Origin of the sequence: Dietzia lutea (assembly GCF_003096075.1) — a bacterium.
GTDB lineage: Bacteria > Actinomycetota > Actinomycetes > Mycobacteriales > Mycobacteriaceae > Dietzia > Dietzia lutea.
In genome coordinates this window covers 1-15,585 of sequence record NZ_CP015449.1, presented here as the reverse complement: position 1 = coordinate 15,585, position 15,585 = coordinate 1, and the positions used below count along the sequence as shown (strand labels likewise).

The 15,585-nt window shown below is 69.3% G+C and carries 11 protein-coding genes; 5 read left to right on the top strand and 6 right to left on the bottom strand.

Translation table 11 applies throughout. The features are described 5' to 3' along the window. Positions 1–133 precede the first annotated feature (133 nt). The 5 genes from A6035_RS00050 to A6035_RS18120 all read left to right on the top strand — a co-directional run bounded on the left by A6035_RS00050 (position 134) and on the right by A6035_RS18120 (position 7,259). A complete protein-coding gene (locus A6035_RS00050; RefSeq protein WP_108846103.1) occupies positions 134–850 on the top strand; it encodes a GntR family transcriptional regulator in 717 nt (238 codons plus the stop codon). 572 nt (positions 851–1,422) lie between these two features. Further along, on the top strand, positions 1,423–3,651 hold the full coding sequence (locus A6035_RS00045) for a hypothetical protein (RefSeq protein ID WP_108846102.1): 2,229 nt from the start codon (positions 1,423–1,425) through the stop codon (positions 3,649–3,651). Between the two features lie 4 nt (positions 3,652–3,655). Next, positions 3,656–5,173, top strand: coding sequence for a GT4 family glycosyltransferase PelF (gene pelF, locus A6035_RS00040; protein ID WP_159149459.1), 1,518 nt, complete (start codon positions 3,656–3,658; stop codon positions 5,171–5,173). Next, on the top strand, positions 5,170–6,558 hold the full coding sequence (locus A6035_RS18125; RefSeq protein ID WP_159149457.1) for a hypothetical protein: 1,389 nt from the start codon (positions 5,170–5,172) through the stop codon (positions 6,556–6,558). The genes pelF and A6035_RS18125 overlap by 4 nt, the downstream gene beginning before the upstream one ends. After that, a complete protein-coding gene (locus A6035_RS18120; protein WP_159149455.1) occupies positions 6,555–7,259 on the top strand; it encodes a spherulation-specific family 4 protein in 705 nt (234 codons plus the stop codon). The genes A6035_RS18125 and A6035_RS18120 overlap by 4 nt, the downstream gene beginning before the upstream one ends. On the opposite strand, the gene A6035_RS00030 is transcribed toward A6035_RS18120, so the two are convergent. The 6 genes from A6035_RS00030 to dnaA all read right to left on the bottom strand — a co-directional run bounded on the left by A6035_RS00030 (position 7,243) and on the right by dnaA (position 15,576). Further along, positions 7,243–8,163, bottom strand: coding sequence for an endo alpha-1,4 polygalactosaminidase (locus tag A6035_RS00030; RefSeq protein ID WP_200836352.1), 921 nt, complete (start codon positions 8,161–8,163; stop codon positions 7,243–7,245). The genes A6035_RS18120 and A6035_RS00030 overlap by 17 nt on opposite strands. Before the next feature lie 55 nt (positions 8,164–8,218). Beyond that, on the bottom strand, positions 8,219–10,339 hold the full coding sequence (gene gyrB / locus A6035_RS00025; RefSeq protein WP_108846100.1) for a DNA topoisomerase (ATP-hydrolyzing) subunit B: 2,121 nt from the start codon (positions 10,337–10,339) through the stop codon (positions 8,219–8,221). Between the two features lie 86 nt (positions 10,340–10,425). Next, the gene (locus A6035_RS00020; protein ID WP_108846099.1) at positions 10,426–10,980 is read right to left on the bottom strand and encodes a DciA family protein; all 555 of its coding nucleotides are present in this window, start codon (positions 10,978–10,980) and stop codon (positions 10,426–10,428) included. Then, positions 10,977–12,209, bottom strand: coding sequence for a DNA replication/repair protein RecF (gene recF / locus A6035_RS00015; protein ID WP_108846098.1), 1,233 nt, complete (start codon positions 12,207–12,209; stop codon positions 10,977–10,979). The genes A6035_RS00020 and recF overlap by 4 nt, the downstream gene beginning before the upstream one ends. Before the next feature lie 25 nt (positions 12,210–12,234). Then, positions 12,235–13,410 (bottom strand): DNA polymerase III subunit beta, encoded by a 1,176-nt coding sequence (gene dnaN / locus A6035_RS00010; protein WP_108846097.1) that lies wholly within the window; start codon positions 13,408–13,410, stop codon positions 12,235–12,237. Between the two features lie 660 nt (positions 13,411–14,070). Then, positions 14,071–15,576, bottom strand: a complete 1,506-nt coding sequence (dnaA, locus tag A6035_RS00005) for a chromosomal replication initiator protein DnaA (RefSeq protein ID WP_108848970.1) — start codon at positions 15,574–15,576, stop codon at positions 14,071–14,073. Positions 15,577–15,585: the final 9 nt, after the last annotated feature.

Here is a 15,585-nt window from a genome sequence, read left to right as displayed (position 1 = left end):
CCCTCTTGGATTGTTGAACGATACTACTGATTCTCCGGCCCTGCGCAATACCCGTCGTGAGCCGAGGAGGTAGGTTCCAGGGAGCGGCCCGGTACTCCGGACCCGGTACTCCGACGTGAGAACAGGAGGGGCGATGTCCGTCCCAGACGACGTGGACGTGGACGCGATCGCACGTCGCTTCCTCCGGACTCGCCGGCTCGGCACTCTCGACGTCATCGCCGATTCCCTTCGGGAATTCCTTGTGTGTGGTGAGCTCCCGCCCGGTTCCCGGCTCGGCGAATCCGCCCTGGCCGAGCGCTTGGACGTCTCCCGCAACACCCTTCGGGAGGTGCTCCGAATTCTGGAAGCCGAGGGCCTGGTCGAGCGTCGTCCGCACCGTGGCGTGTTCGTCCGGGCACTCACCCTCGACGATGTGCGAGACGTCTATCGGATCCGTCGCCTCGTCGAGGTGGAGGCGGTTCGCCGCGCGTCCGAGGCTCCCGGGGAACTCCTCGACGAGCTCCGTGAGGCGGTCGCCGAGGCGACCTCGGCGCTCGCCGAGGACAACCCGGTGGCGATGGGCACCGCCGACGTCCGGTTCCACTCCGCCATCACCGCCCTCTGCGACAGCAAACGGCTCACGGCTCTCATGGACCGGCTCAGCGCGGAACTCCGTCTCGCGTTCGCCCAGGTGGACTCCCCGATGGACTTCCACCGTGCTTACGTCGAGCGCAACGGGGCGCTGGTCGCATTGCTCGAGGAGGGGCGCTACGAGGACGCGGCCGCCGAGATGGAGCACTACCTCGACACCGCGGAGTCGGATCTGATCAGCCGCGCGTTCGGGACCCCGGGAACAGGGTCCCCTGGCTGAGATCGCGTCACGCCCGTATCAACTCACGCGCATCGGCGGCGACCCCGTGCGCCCCTGAAGGGCGCCTCGCGCCGCCTCCGGACGACTCGATCCGACGGCGTTGGAAGGCCCCCCCACGATTCGGTGATGTCGGCCACCATCCGACTACCCGGTGTCCGCTGAGCGGGCGGTAAACGTACGACATAACTGGCTTACCGTCCAGTTCTCAGCTAGCATCCCGTCTTCTCAGCATGCGGAGCGCGCCCAGCCAGGCCTCAGCACCTGGTTTTTCAGTGTGAACGCCGTGATCACAGCACGTTGGACACATTTACCCGTATGTGACGCGTCCGCTAACCACTCCCCTCCATCGCCCGATCGCAACTGATTGCTTAAATAAGGGCTGACTTATAGTAAAGGGATTTTCTTGGGAGATAGTCCTGCTAGGACTGTTGTGTGGCCCGGTCACCGGGCGCACACTTTCCCTGTCGCACGGAGCACCGTGCGAGGGGATCGGGGCGAGAGTCCGGATCCCCGGGGGGACGCCGCCACTCCCGAGGGGGATCGGGAGTGGCGGCACTACAACAGGGATAAATATGTTCAACACCGCTGCGCGCGGTGGCTCGAGCCGGGGGCTCTCGCCTCTGCAGCGATCGGGTCTCCGCGCGGTCACCGCTCTCGCCGTGACCGGCGCCATCACCGCTCCGCTGGTGGGTATCGCCACCGCCCAGACCGGGTCTCTCGGATCATCCGGATCAGGCGGGTCCACACCGCCCGCGTCGAGCACGACGCCGACCTCCAGCACCACCCCGACCACGACCCCACCGCCCTCCGCCGCCCAGGCGACGGTCGAGCTCCGGGTCCTGGTCCTCGACGACGGAGACTTCAGCGGCGAGGCGTTCGCCACGCGGCTGGCCGCCGAGGGCGTCGAAGTGGACCGAATCAACGTCACAGCGACCGGCCGACAGGCCATCACCCGGGCGATGCTCGCCGACGACGCGACCAAGACCGCGCGCTACATGGGCATCGTCTCCGTGGCCGCCGATCGCACCGGGCTGACCCCGGCGGAGAACGCGGTGATCGACCAGTTCACCACCGACTACGGTATCCGCGAGGTGTCCGCGAACGTCGCGCCGGTGGCGGAGGTCGGCCTCGTGCCGACCACCAGCGGCACCAGCTTCGACGCCACCACCGCCACGCTGACCGCGGGAGCACTCTCCGGCGAGTGGTCCTACCTCGACGGCCCCCTGCGCTTCGAGGATCTGAGCTCGACGGTGGCCGAGTCGTGGGGCTACGCCGCGACGCCGGCTGCGGGCGCGCAGTTCGTACCCCTGCTGACGGGCCCGTCCGGCGGCGGTGCCGGCGTGATGATGGGCGTCCACACCCAGGGCACTCGCGAGCGCCTCGTGATGACCGTCGCGATGAACCAGTACCAGCACCACTTCAAGGCGCTCTCCCACGGGATCGTCACGTGGCTCACCCGCGGCGTGTCGACGTCGCTCTACCGCAACGTGTTCAACGTTCAGGTCGACGACGTCTTCCTCGCTGACGACGAGTGGAACGCCACCGGCAACTGCACGTTCGGGGTGAACTGCAACGGTGAGCCCGAAGACGGGGCCCTCACCGAGTCCCGCATGGTCGCCTCCGATGTCGGCGTGGCCACGAGCTGGGAGGATTCGAACGGCATCGAACTGGACATGACCTTCAACGCCTTCGGCGCGGGCGACGACGAGCTCACCGGCGCCCTGCTCGCGGCGAAGAACCAGCTGCGGTGGATCAACCACACGTGGGACCACACCAACCTGGACGACCTCGGCCGGGCGGAGATCACCGCGCAGATCCAGCAGAACATCGACTGGGCGCGGGAGAACGACGTCCCACTCAACCCCACTGAACTCGTCACGGGTCAGCACTCGGGCACGGCGTCGGGACCCGCCGGGCGCGACAATTCGGCTCTCGCGCCCGCGCTGGCCGACACCGGCATCACCTGGATCGCCGGCGACGCGTCGGTCGAGCCGAACCAGCGGCCGCTCGGAGACGCGCTCACGGTTCCGCGCCACCCGATGAACATCTACTACAACACCTCGACCAAGGAGAACGCGGTCGACGAGTACAACTGGATCTACACCAGGTCGAACCAGGGCGGTTCCGGGATCTGCGAGACGAACGCCGCCTCGACCTGCCTGCCCGCTCCATTGCCCCTGGAGACCGGCTTCGACGACTACATCGTCCCGCAGGAGGCCCGGCACGCGCTCAGCCACGCGCTGAGCATGGACCCGCGGCCGCACTACGTCCACCAGTCCAACATCACCGGAGACCGCATCCTCTACCCGGTGTTGGACACGATGGTCCGCGACTACCGCGCGCTGTTCAACGACCGGTCCGCACCGCTGCTCAACCCCTCGCACGCCGAGCTGGGACGCGAGATGCAACGGCGCGCCGCCTGGGCGGACGCGGCGGACTCCGTCACGGCCACCGTCCGCGGCTCCACGCTCGTGATCGAGAACGGCGGTGCCGCCTCGGTCGAAGTCCCGGTCACCACCGGCAGTGACTCCGCCTTCGACGGCGAGGCCTACGCCGGGTCCAAGTCAGGCTGGGTGACGGTTCCCGTGGGCGGCGAGGTCACCTTCGAGCTCGGAGACGACGTCGGGTTCCTCACCCCGGACGAGGACGCGGAGGACCCGGCCGTCGCCGCCCGCGCTCTCCCGAGGGCCGCCAGGGCCGCCGCGGCCCCGTCGCCCGGTCAGAACTCCGTGGTCGTCCCGCCGATCAATGACGCCACCCGCGTCGGCGCCGTCGGCGAGGGCCCGTCGGCGAGGGGCTGACGACATGCGTATCGCCCTGATCAACGAAGGTACCTACCCCGTCAACACCGGCGGCGTCAGCACCTGGTGCGACCAGCTGGTGACCGGGATGCCGGACCACACGTGGGAGGTCGTCACCCTGACGGGCGGCAGCCGCACACCGATCACCTGGACCGTTCCGAGTCACGTCAGGTCCACGACCCTGTACCCGGTGTGGGCGCCCGTCCGGGCCGGCCTCCCTGAGAGCCAGCTCCTCACCCGGCGGAGGCGGGCCCGCGTGCGGGCCGCCCTCCGCGACCTCTGGGCGGCGATCCTGCCGCCCGCCGAGACCATCACGGTCGCCGACGGCACTGTGCGCCACGACCCAGCCCTCCTGGGCGCGGCGCTCCGCGAGCTACTCGCGGCCGGCGGCGGTGACCTCTTCCGACTCCTAGGGTCGGAGAGTTCCGCCGAGGCCCTGCTCGACGCGTGGTGGGGCCACTCCCCCGCGCTGGACCGGTCCGCCCGGCTCAGCGTGGGGGATGCGGTCGAAGCCGCCACTCTCGTCGACCGCACCCTCTGCGCCACCGACGTCCGGTTCGGCGACGTCGATGTGGTCCACGCCTCCTCCAACGGCAGCGCCGCGTTGGTCGGACTCGCCCGTAAGTGGCGCGACGGCGTACCGCTGATTCTCACCGAACACGGCGTCTACCTGCGGGAACGCTATCTCGCCCTGGCGGGCACCCAGCTCGGCTGGTCCGCCCGCTACGCCGTGTGCACAGCGCTCCGGGCCTTCTGCGTCCTCGTCTACAGCGAAGCCGACCTCCTGCTCCCCGTCAGCGACTTCAACGCACGGTGGGCCGTCCGCCTCGGTGCCGACCCGTCTCGGATCCACACCGTCCGCAACGGTGTGGACGTGTCGACGATGACACCGGTCGGCCCCGAGCCCGAGGTACCCACGATCAGCTTCGTGGGCCGCATCGACCCGCTCAAGGACCTCGAGACACTCGTCCGCGCCTATGCCCTGGTCAGGCGGGAACTACCCGCCACGCGGCTGCGGATCTTCGGGCCGTGCCCGACGGGCAACGCCCGGTACAAGGAGTCGATCGAGGAGATCATCGACGAACTGGGGATCGCCGACGGCGTCACCTGGGAGGGACCGACCGCCGGACCCCGCCCCGCGGTCGAGGCCGGCTCGATCGTCGCCCTGTCGTCGGTGTCCGAAGGCCTGCCCTTCACCACGATCGAAGCCATGATGTGCGGGCGCGTCACCGTCAACACCGACGTCGGAGGTGTCTCCGAGGCGGTCGGCCGGGACGGTCGATTGGGCGGCCTGGTCCCACCGCGGAATCCCGAGGCCTTCGCAGACGAGTGTCTCCGGTTCCTCACCGACGACCGGCTCCGCGAGCAGACCGGCCGACGCGGCCGGGAACACGCCTTGGAGTCGTTCGACCTGAGCAGCTGCATCGACACCTTCCGGGGCTGGTACGAGATCGCCGCCGGCATTCACAGAGACCACTTCACCGGTGGAGCTCTCGAGTACATCGCGAGTGTGGCGTCATGAGCGAGACCTTCCTCATCCCCGATCCACCCGGCCGGTCTCCGCGGCACGCGCGGCCGCTGGTCGTCGCCGCCGTTCCCGCCGAGGCCCACCAGGGCCTCGTCGGGCGCGCGGTCGACCGGTTCGACGTGGCCGCCCACCTCGAGGCGTCCGGCTTCGGCGATGCGCTCGCCCGGCGACACGGTGCCCACGACGTCTACGAATACGCCCGCACCCTCCCCGCCCTCGCCCCCGGAGCAGCCGAGACCGCCATCGTTCGTCCTCGCGTCCGCCGCGAGGGGTGGGTCCGCGCACTCCTGCTCCTGGCCGGCGCGGTCGTCATGGCGCTCTGCGCACCCGCCGCGATCGGCGTGGGCGCCGATCTGTCCATCGCGATCGTCGCCACCGGCCTCTCCGGCTGGGTCCTGGGACAGCTCCTCGGTTTCGTCACGTGGCGAAGGGTCGGCCTAGGGGATCTCCCCGGCGCTGCGCGCATCTCGGTCGGCCTAGCACCACTCGTCGCGGTCCCTCTCGTCGGCGTCGTCACCGCTGCGACCTGGTACCTCGGCGACGCACCTGCCCTGCCCACCGCCGCACTCTGCGGCGCGTGGACCCTGTACGCCGCTTCGCTGACCCTCGTCTCCGTACTCGGGGGTCTGCGACTGCTCACCGTACTCGCCGCGGGCTGCGCTGCGGTCGCCGTCGCCGCGACTTTCGCCGGCGCGGCGCTCGTGCCGATCATCGCTCTCGGGGTGCTGTCCCTGGGCGGCGCCCTCCTCGCCGCCCGGACGTACCGGATGACTACCCCGCTCCCGCCGGCGTGGCCCTCCCGGGACGACATCCGCGCGGCATTCGACGGCACGTGTCAGGCCGCTCTCATGTCGACCGCGCTGCTCCTGGCGCTCAACCTCGCCGACTCCGACGACCGGATCCCGCTGTCCATCGCGGTCATCCTCGCCGCCGCACTGTGCGATCCGGCGATCGAGGACCTCGGCATCCGGCTCAAGTCCCTGTCCTACCGCTCCGGCCGCTGGCGGTTCGTCCTCCGCGGCGTCCTGGTCCGGACTCTCATCTATCTTGGGGTCATCGCACTGGCGACCCTCTCCGCGACGTGGATCGTCGACCGGATCCTCGGAATAGCGGAAGACCCCGCCTCCGGACTCGTCCCGGACATCGTCGTCCTCTGCGTTGTCGCCCCGGTGTTCGCCGTGTTCGCCTTCGGTTCCGCGATCGTCCTCCGGGCCGGCCGCGTCGCCGAGGCGGTCTGGATCTCAGCGCTCGCCTGCCTGGGATTCGCGACGCTCCGCTTCGGACTACCGGTACCCGTCGGGATCGCCATGCTGTGCGGGGCCTGCCTCCTCGCGGTCTATCACGCGGTCTCAGCGGCTCTACACCCCCACAGCTGGTGAGCACACCACGCGCTGCGGTGCCGCTGTACCTCCACCCCGCATACGATCGCGAGCTCTGGGAGCGGGTCCTGCATCCGGGTGCCGCGGACCTCGTCGTCGTCAACGTCGACTCCGGGCCCGGACGCACCACCGACCCGGTCTTCGCCGAGGCCCTGCGCACCACACCCATCGACGGGGGTCCGACACTCCTGGGCTACGTCGACACCGACTACGGGCGGCGCAGCCTCCGGGACGTCCGCACCGATGTCCGCCGCTGGCGGGAGGAGTACGGCGTGACCTCGGTGTTCCTCGATCAGGTGGCGTCCGGCGTCGGGACCGACGGTCACCTCGACGCCCGGGTCATCGTGCCCCTGACCGGGCTCGTCCACGCGCTCCGCCGGGACGGCGCCCGTGTCATCGCAGGGAACCCGGGCACGCTCCCACACCCGTGGATTCTCCGGCTGCTCGACGTCACCTGCGTCCGCGAGATCGACCTCGAGACACACCTGACCGGCCCCGGTGAACCACCGGGAGGCGTCGACCCGTCGCGCGTGTGGCACCTCGTCTACGACTGCCCACCCGACCGCGCCCGCGAGGCCATCGACCGGTCAGTCGAACTCGGTGCCGGCTACGTGGGCCTCGCCGCCGACGGGTTGCCCCACCCGTGGGGATCCGTCGAATACCTGAACCCCGACGCGACCCCTGTCAGCAACTGCGGTTGACGTACCCGCGCTCACCCCGGGGCACCACGTCCCGGTCGCGCAGGAGAACCGAGATACGGTCACCCCGGAGACGGCACGCGGTCTCGAACGCCCGGGTGCCGCCGTCGGTGTACTCGATCTCGATCACCCGGTCGCCGTACGCCGCCAGATAGCGATCGCACTCCGAACCCCGCCCCCACGAATACCGCTGGCAGTCCTCGGCGACCGCATAGTCGAAACCGACCCGACGGATCTCCTCGTCCGTCAGCTCCGCCGCGTTCTTCTGCGCGACCGCGAGGCCCCGGGCGTGCGCACGGTCAGCCAGCAGCTCCGCATACGCGACCGCGTCCGCCCTGGTCAGACGTTCCCGCGACCGCGTCCAGGAGTCGAGATTGTCCGGCTCGACCGCGCGGAATCCGCGGTCGGCGCAGTCGGCCAGCCACGCGTCCACGATGGCGGCCAGTCGCGACCGCTTGGCGTCGGACGAGATGTCCAACAGCGGCTCATCCCACTCGGTGTCCACCACCGCGTCCCCGCCGGGGTCGCGCAACACGAGATCGGCGTGCCGACCGGTCCACGCCGAGGCCTCATCGGGTTGTGCCTGGAACGCGTTGAGGTAGCAGACCGAATAGACCCCGTTGACCGGCGACTCCGAGCGATTACGGATGACCACCTCGACATCAGCGGCGGGCGCGTACGCGCCACCGATCTGGTAGTCGACCACCGCGCCCGCCGGCGGCGGCTCGACCCCGGGCGGAGGGGACCCGACCCCCGGCTGAGCGTCGGGGTTCGTACCGGGGACCGGGCCGGTCGCGACCGAACCCTGTCCGAGCACCTCGCTGCCACACCCGGACACCACCAGCGCGGCAGCGCACGACAGGGCGACAACGGCCCGACCCACGCCGGTGACTGTGGTCTGTTTCACGCGGCAATCATGCCACCATCGCGGCGGAATGATCGACCTTTGCCCCGACGTCAGGTCAGACGTCCAGGAACCTCACGTCACGAGCGTTGCGGGTGATGAAGTTGCGGCGCGCGTCCACGTCCTCACCCATGAGGATCGAGAACAACTCGTCGGCCGCCGCGGCGTCCTCGAGGGTGACCTGCCGGAGCGTGCGGACCGACGGGTCCATCGTGGTCTCCCACAGCTCCTTCGGGTTCATCTCGCCGAGGCCCTTGTAGCGCTGGATGCCGTCGTCGACGTTGATCTTGCGCTTGTTCTCCAGGCCGATCTTGAGGAGCTCGTCGCGCTCGCGGTCCGAGTACGCGAAGTCCGGCTCGCCCTTGCTCCACTTGAGCTTGTACAGCGGCGGCTGCGCGAGGTAGACGTACCCGTTCTCCACGAGCGGCTTCATGAACCGGAAGATGAGCGTGAGGAGCAGCGTCGCGATGTGCTGACCGTCGACGTCGGCATCGGCCATCAGCACGATCTTGTGGTACCGCAGCTTGTCGATGTCGAATTCCTCGTGGATGCCGGTGCCCAGCGCCGTGATGATGGCCTGGACCTCGGCATTCTTGAGGACCTTGTCGATCCGCGACTTCTCGACGTTGATGATCTTTCCGCGCAGCGGCAGGATCGCCTGGAACATCGAGTCGCGACCGGACTTGGCCGAACCACCGGCTGAGTCACCCTCCACGATGTAGAGCTCGGACTTGGACGGATCCTTGGACCGGCAGTCCGCGAGCTTGCCGGGCAGGCCGCCGATGTCGGTCGCCGACTTCCGGCGCACCATCTCGCGGGCCTTGCGGGCGGCGACGCGGGCCTGACTGGAGGCGATTGCCTTGTTGACGATCACCTTGGCCTCGGCGGGATTGGCCTCGAACCAGTGACCGACGTGGTCGGACACCTGCCGCTGGACGAAGCCCTTGACCTCGGTGTTGCCGAGCTTGGTCTTGGTCTGCCCCTCGAACTGCGGGTCGGCGATCTTGGCGGAGATGACGGCCGCGAGACCCTCGCGGATGTCGTCACCCGTGAGGTTGGGGTCCTTCTCCTTGATGAGCTTCTTGTCCCGCGCGTACTTGTTGACCAGCGAGGTCAGCGCCGCACGGAAGCCCTCCTCGTGGGTGCCGCCCTCGTGGGTGTTGATCGTGTTGGCGAAGGTGTGGACGGACTCCGAGTACCCGGAGTTCCACTGCATGGCGACCTCCACCTCGTGGCCGGTGCCCTTGCCCTCGAAGTAGAGGATAGTCGGGTGGATCGCGGTCTTGGACTTGTTGATCGCCTTGACGTAGTCCTTGAGGCCGTCCGGGTAGTGGAAGGTCCGCTTGCGCTCGCGGATCTTCTCGGGCTCGGCCGCCGCCTCGCCACCGTCACCGGCGCCCTCGACGAACGCCTGCTCGGCGTCCACGGCGCTCGCCAGATCCGAGCCCTCGTCCGAACCCGGCGCGGAATCCTGGCCGCCACCCTCGCTGTCCGCGATCGCGTCGAGCTCCGCCGCCTTCTCGGCGCGCGGTCGGCGATCGGTCAGCGTGATGGTCAGTCCCTTGTTGAGGAACGCCATCTCCTGCAGGCGGCGGGCCACGATGTCGAAGTCGTACTCGGTGGTCTCGAAGATCGACGGGTCCGCCCAGAACCGGACCTTGGTGCCGGTGCCCTCCGCGGGCCCGGCGTCGACCAGCTCCGCCGGCACGGCCATGTCGAAGTCCTGCTTCCACAGGCGACCATCGCGCTTGATCTGGACCTCGACGCGGGTCGACAGCGCGTTGACCACGGAGATGCCCACGCCGTGGAGACCACCGGAGACCGCGTAGGAGTCCGAGTCGAACTTGCCGCCCGCGTGGAGCTGGGTCATGACGACCTGCACGGTGGGCATGCCCTGCTCGTGCATCTCCACTGGGATGCCGCGGCCGTCGTCGATGACCTCGACGCCGCCGTCCTCGAGAAGGGTGACCTTGACGCCGGTCGCGTGACCCGCCATGGCCTCGTCGACCGAGTTGTCGACGACCTCCCAGATCAGGTGGTGCAGACCCCTCGGCCCGGTGGAGCCGATGTACATACCCGGCCGCATCCGGACGGCCTCGAGCCCTTCGAGGACAGTGATCGATGAAGCGCCGTATTCCTTGGCTCCGCCGTTGTCGGCCTGGCTCCTGGCGTCCGCCACGTGCGAACTCCTCGCGTCTCGGGGGTCTGGGACCGGCCCAGTCTACCTGCGGGAACCGCCGCGCGGGCCGCGGGCACGCCCGACCCTCACCCGTAGGTGTCCCGCGGACCGCGACCCGACACATGCAGGGGGCCCTTCCGCCAACTCGGTTTCTCCGGTCCCTCCACCTTGAGCCGGCGGACGTGGCCCGGTCCCATGGCTGCGGCGATCTTGCGGAGGATGTCCGCGGACATCAGCCGCAGCTGCGTGGCCCACGCGGTACTCGACGCCCGCACGTGGAGGATCCCCTCCTCCAGACGCTCCGGCGTCGCGTGGCTCGCGACGTCCTCGCCGACGATCCGTCCCCACTCGGCGAAGAGCCGACCGGTGGTGACCTTGTCGTCCCATCCGCGCTTCTTGGCGACCTGGCCGACGAGACGCCCGAGCGGCTGGGGGTCCCACGGATCGGCGCCGGAGCCTGTCCACCCGCGCTTGCGCAGCCGACGACCCGCGCCGACCGGGCCGGTCCGTCCGCGACCGACCTGTTTGCCTTCCGCGCGCGCCTTCGCCCTGGCCTCCTCGAGCGCCTTCTTGGCAATGTCATAACCACGTTGTGGCTGGTCAGACGGTGTTATGCCGTCCCCGCCGGTTCCGCCCGTCATGCCCGGCCCCCACTTTCCGTATCGGTGTTCTCGTCGTCGTCGCCCTCGTCGTCCCGGGGTCGTGACAGCGTCATCGCGGAGTGACGGTCCAGGCCCTCGCCCGTCATCACGACGTCATGACGGACGCCGCGCAGTCCGGCCGGGACGTCCTCCCCGACCGCCGCGGTGATGAGGACCTGCTCGACGCCGGCCGCGACATCGGCGAGTGCGGCGCGGCGGTGGCGGTCGAGTTCGGCGAACACGTCGTCGAGGAGGAGGACCGGTTCGGCACCGTCGGCGCGGAACAGCTCCAGGGAGCCGAGGCGCAAGGCGAGCGCGAACGACCACGTCTCCCCGTGGCTGGCGAACCCCTTCGCCGGCTCGTCCCCGAGAGTCAGGACGAGGTCGTCCCGGTGCGGTCCGACGAGCGACATGCCGCGGTCGATCTCGTCGCCTCGCCGCCGACCGAGCTCCGCGAGGAGCACCGCCTCGACGAGTTCCGGATCGGTCAGCTCGGGCTCGTCGGGGGTGTCGGCAACGCGGAACCGGTAGGTGAGATCGGCCGGGCGGGACTCGGGGGCCAGCCCGCGATAGGCGTCGACGACAAGGGGCCGCAGCTGCCGGAGGAGGTCGATCCGCCCGACCACCAGTCTGGCCCCGAGTTCGGCCAGCCGGCCGTCCCACACGTCGAGGGTGTCCAGCACGGCGGCGGATTCCTCGGGCCGGCCACGCCGCATCGCAACGGACGCGGACTTGAGCAGCGCGGTGCGCTGGCGCAGCACGGACGAGTACTCGGCCAGGTCGCCGCCGAGCGAGGGTCGGCGTTGGGCCATGAGCTCGTCGAGCAGCCGACGCCGCTCGGCGGGCTCGCCGCGCACGAGGGCGAGGTCCTCGGGCGCGAAGAGCACGGACTGGACGACCCCGAGGATGTCGGAGAGTCGGCGGCACGGTGAGGTGTTGAGTCTCGCGCGGTTGGCCTTGCCGGAGTTGAGCGCGAGTTCGACGGTGAGTTCCCGCCCGGCGTTGTGGGCGAGGGCGCCGACGAGCGCGGTCCCGGCGCCGGTCCGGATCATCGGCGCGTCGCCCGCGACGCGGTGGGACCGGAGGCTGGCCAGCACGCCGATCGCCTCGAGGACGTTTGTCTTTCCGTGACCGTTGCGGCCGATCAGGGTGGTGACCCCCGGCTCGAGATCCAGTTCGAGCAGCGGCCAGGAGCGGAAGTCCAGGAGCCTGAGGTGACGCAGGTGCATACCGGATCGGTCCCGGGTCGCGGGCTCAGCCCGGCAGGCGCACGGGCATGAGCAGGTAGGTGTGGTCCGACTCGACGGGCGCGATGGCGCCGTCGGCACCCGGCTGGGGGAGGGTCTCGGGTGCGGGACGCAGAACGGCGGGGCGGCTGGGCTGCGTGAAGCCGAACGCGACGCGGGCCGAGTGGATGCTTCCCAGTCCGTCGAGCAGGTACCCGGGGTTGAAGGCGATGGTCAGCGGTTCGCCGACGAAGTCCACCCGGAGTGACTCGTTGGCCTGCGCGGCGTCGTCGCCGCCGGCCGAGAGCGCGAGCTCGCCCTCGCTGAACGCCATGCGGACCTGCACGCCACGGTCGGCGACGAGCGCCACTCGCTTGATCGCCTGCACGAGGGCGTCGACCTCGACGACCGCGATGGACGTGTGCTGGGGCGGCAACAGCTGCCGGACCTTGGGGAACTCCGCGTCGAGCAGGCGAGTGGTGGTGCGCTGACCGGAGACCAGCACACCCAGGATGCCCTCGGCTCCGATGGCGGAACCCGCTCCGAGGCTGAGGTCGACGCGACCACCGTGTCCGGCCGAGCGGGTGACCTCGGACAGCGCCTTGGCCGGTATGAGCACCTCTACGGCGACGTCCTCGCGAGCCGGCTCCCAGTCGAACTCCCGGATGGCCAGGCGGAACCGGTCGGTCGCGATGAGCGTGACCCGGGTGCCCTCGATCTCCATCCGGATGCCGGTGAGCATCGGGAGGGTGTCGTCCTTGCCGGCCGCGACGACGACCTGGCCCACGGCCTCCGAGAACGCGTCCACCTCGGCGGAGCCGGTGACCTCCGGCATGGCCGGCAGCTGCGGGTAGTCCTCGACCGGCATGGTCGGGAGGGTGAACTTCGCCGAACCGCAGGTGATGTACATCTTCTGCGCGGTCACCACCACCTCGACCGGGCGGTCGGGCAGGGCGCGGGCGATATCGGCCAACAGTCGTCCGGACACCAGCGTGCTGCCGGGCTCGGACACCTCCGCGGGCACCGAGACCTGGGCCGACGTCTCGTAGTCGAACCCCGAGATCGTCAGACCCGAGTCCGCCTCGAGCAGGACGCCGCCGAGGATCGGCACCGACGGCCGCGAGGGCAGCGTGCGGGCGACCCAGGCCACGGAATCCGCGAAGTCCTCGCGGGTGACGCGGAACGTCGGATCCGTGATCTCCATCGATGACCTCTTTCAGGCGGGGCGGATACCGGCTGCGGTATCTGGACGAGTGGTCTGTTTCGGGGGTCGTGCCGTGCGTCCCCGCCGAGACCGGCGGAACGTCTCCATGAGGGTAACCGCTCGCACCGACAGTGGGTACACGGAGTCGGTGGAACCCGGTCAAGCAGGCTCGCCGCTCCACATCCCTACTTCTTACAAGAACTCTCAAGAGAGATAAGAGGTAGTGGTAGGTCCTGTGAAATTGTGAGCCGAGCCCTGTAATCACAGGTCTTCGCCGATTTCGCCGTGTGAACGCCGCTGTCGATTCTTGTGATTTGGTTGAGCGCCCCGGTGGAATCACAAGTCTGCGTCCACCCTCTGTCCACCGTCGGTCCACAAGATCCCACAGCTTTGTCCACAGCTGTGAACGATGTGACGAAGGGGGTCGCGTGGGTCTCGGTTGTGTCGCGACGCGGTCGCAGGCGCCGTGACATGGCGGTGGCGGAGGGATGACACGGCGTCGCGGGCGACGTTCTCGGGGCCGACCCCGGGTCGTCTGCGGGAGGCTTCGGGCCGTCGTCGAGGCGTGACGGAGGCACGTGGAGGCGCCTCGGGGTCCGCACGAACCGCGCGCACGACGAATCAGCCCGTGTGGCGGGAAGGGGGCGGTCCGAGGAGCCCTCAGAGCGAGCGGGAGCGCTCCTTGATCCGGGCGGTGAGCTCCTGGATCTGGTCGTAGGTACGCCGGTCGTCCTTGATCTCCTTGAGGATCTTGCGCTGGGCGTACATGACCGTGGTGTGGTCCTTGCCGCCGAACGTGACGCCGATCTTGGGGAGGGAGAGGTCCGTGAGTTCGCGGCAGAGGTACATGGCGATCTGCCGCGCGCGCGAGAGCGACCGCGTCTTGGACGTGCCGCACAGTTCGTCGATGCTGGTGGAGAAGAACTCCGCGGTCACCGCCATGATGGTCGCCGCCGAGATCTGCAGGGAATCGTCATCGGAGACCACGTCGCGCAGAACGATCTCGGCGAGCGGCACGTCGATCTCGTGCCCGTTGAGCGACGCGAACGCCACCACGCGGATGAGCGCGCCCTCGAGTTCTCGGATGTTGCGCTGGACACGGGTGGCGATGAGCTCGAGGACCTCCCGGGGGACGACGTAGTTCTCCGACTTCGCCTTTTTGTCCAGGATCGCGATGCGTGTCTCGAGTTCGGGCGGCTGGATGTCGGTGATCAACCCCCACTCGAAGCGCGTACGAAGCCGGTCCTCGAGGGGCTGCAGCTGCTTGGGCGGCCGGTCGGAGGAGATCACGATCTGCTTCTGCGCGTTGTGGATCGTGTTGAAGGTGTGGAAGAACTCCTCCTGGACCTGCTCCTTGCCGATCAGGAACTGGATGTCGTCCACCAGCAGGATGTCCGCCTCGCGGTACCGCTTCTTGAACATGTTCTGGCGGCCGTCGCGGACGGAGTTGATGAAGTCGTTGGTGAACTCCTCGGTCGAGACGTACTTGACCTTCTGCTCGGAGTACATGCGCAACGAGTAGTGCCCGATGGCGTGGAGCAGGTGGGTCTTTCCGAGACCGGATTCACCCCAGATGAACAGGGGGTTGTAGGCGCGGGCGGGCGCCTCGGCCACGGCGAGAGCCGCGGCCCTGGCGAACCTGTTGGAGTTGCCCTGGACGAACGCGCTGAACGTGTAACGCTCGTTGAGGCCGGGAGCCGTCGCGGCGGACAGCGCCTCGTCGCGGTCGCTGCCGTGGAGGAGTCGCTCGGCGGCGATCTGTTCCTCGGTCATCCGCCGGGGCCGCGGGGTGGCGGGCGGGTGCTCCTCCTCGGCGGCCGGGAGATGGATCTCGTCGGCGTCGATGACCTGTTCGTCCGGGTCATCGGTGGGCGGTTGCCCGCCGGCCAGGGAGGTGTCGACCTTGACGGCGAGGTCGACGGGTTCGCCGAGCTGTGCGCTGAGGGCGCGGGTGATGGGCCCGCGCAGGACCGATTCGATGTTGTCGCGGGCGAAGGCCGACGGCGCGGCGAGCATAGCGAAGCCGTTGACCACGGCGATCGGCTGGACTAGGCGGAGCCACGCCTGCTGCTGGCGGGACAGCGCGGGATTGTCGTCGCTGGCCAGCTCGGGATCGGTGAGCCTGTCGAGGACGGCACTCCACACGTGTTCGAGCTCAGGAGACACGGTGGGTGG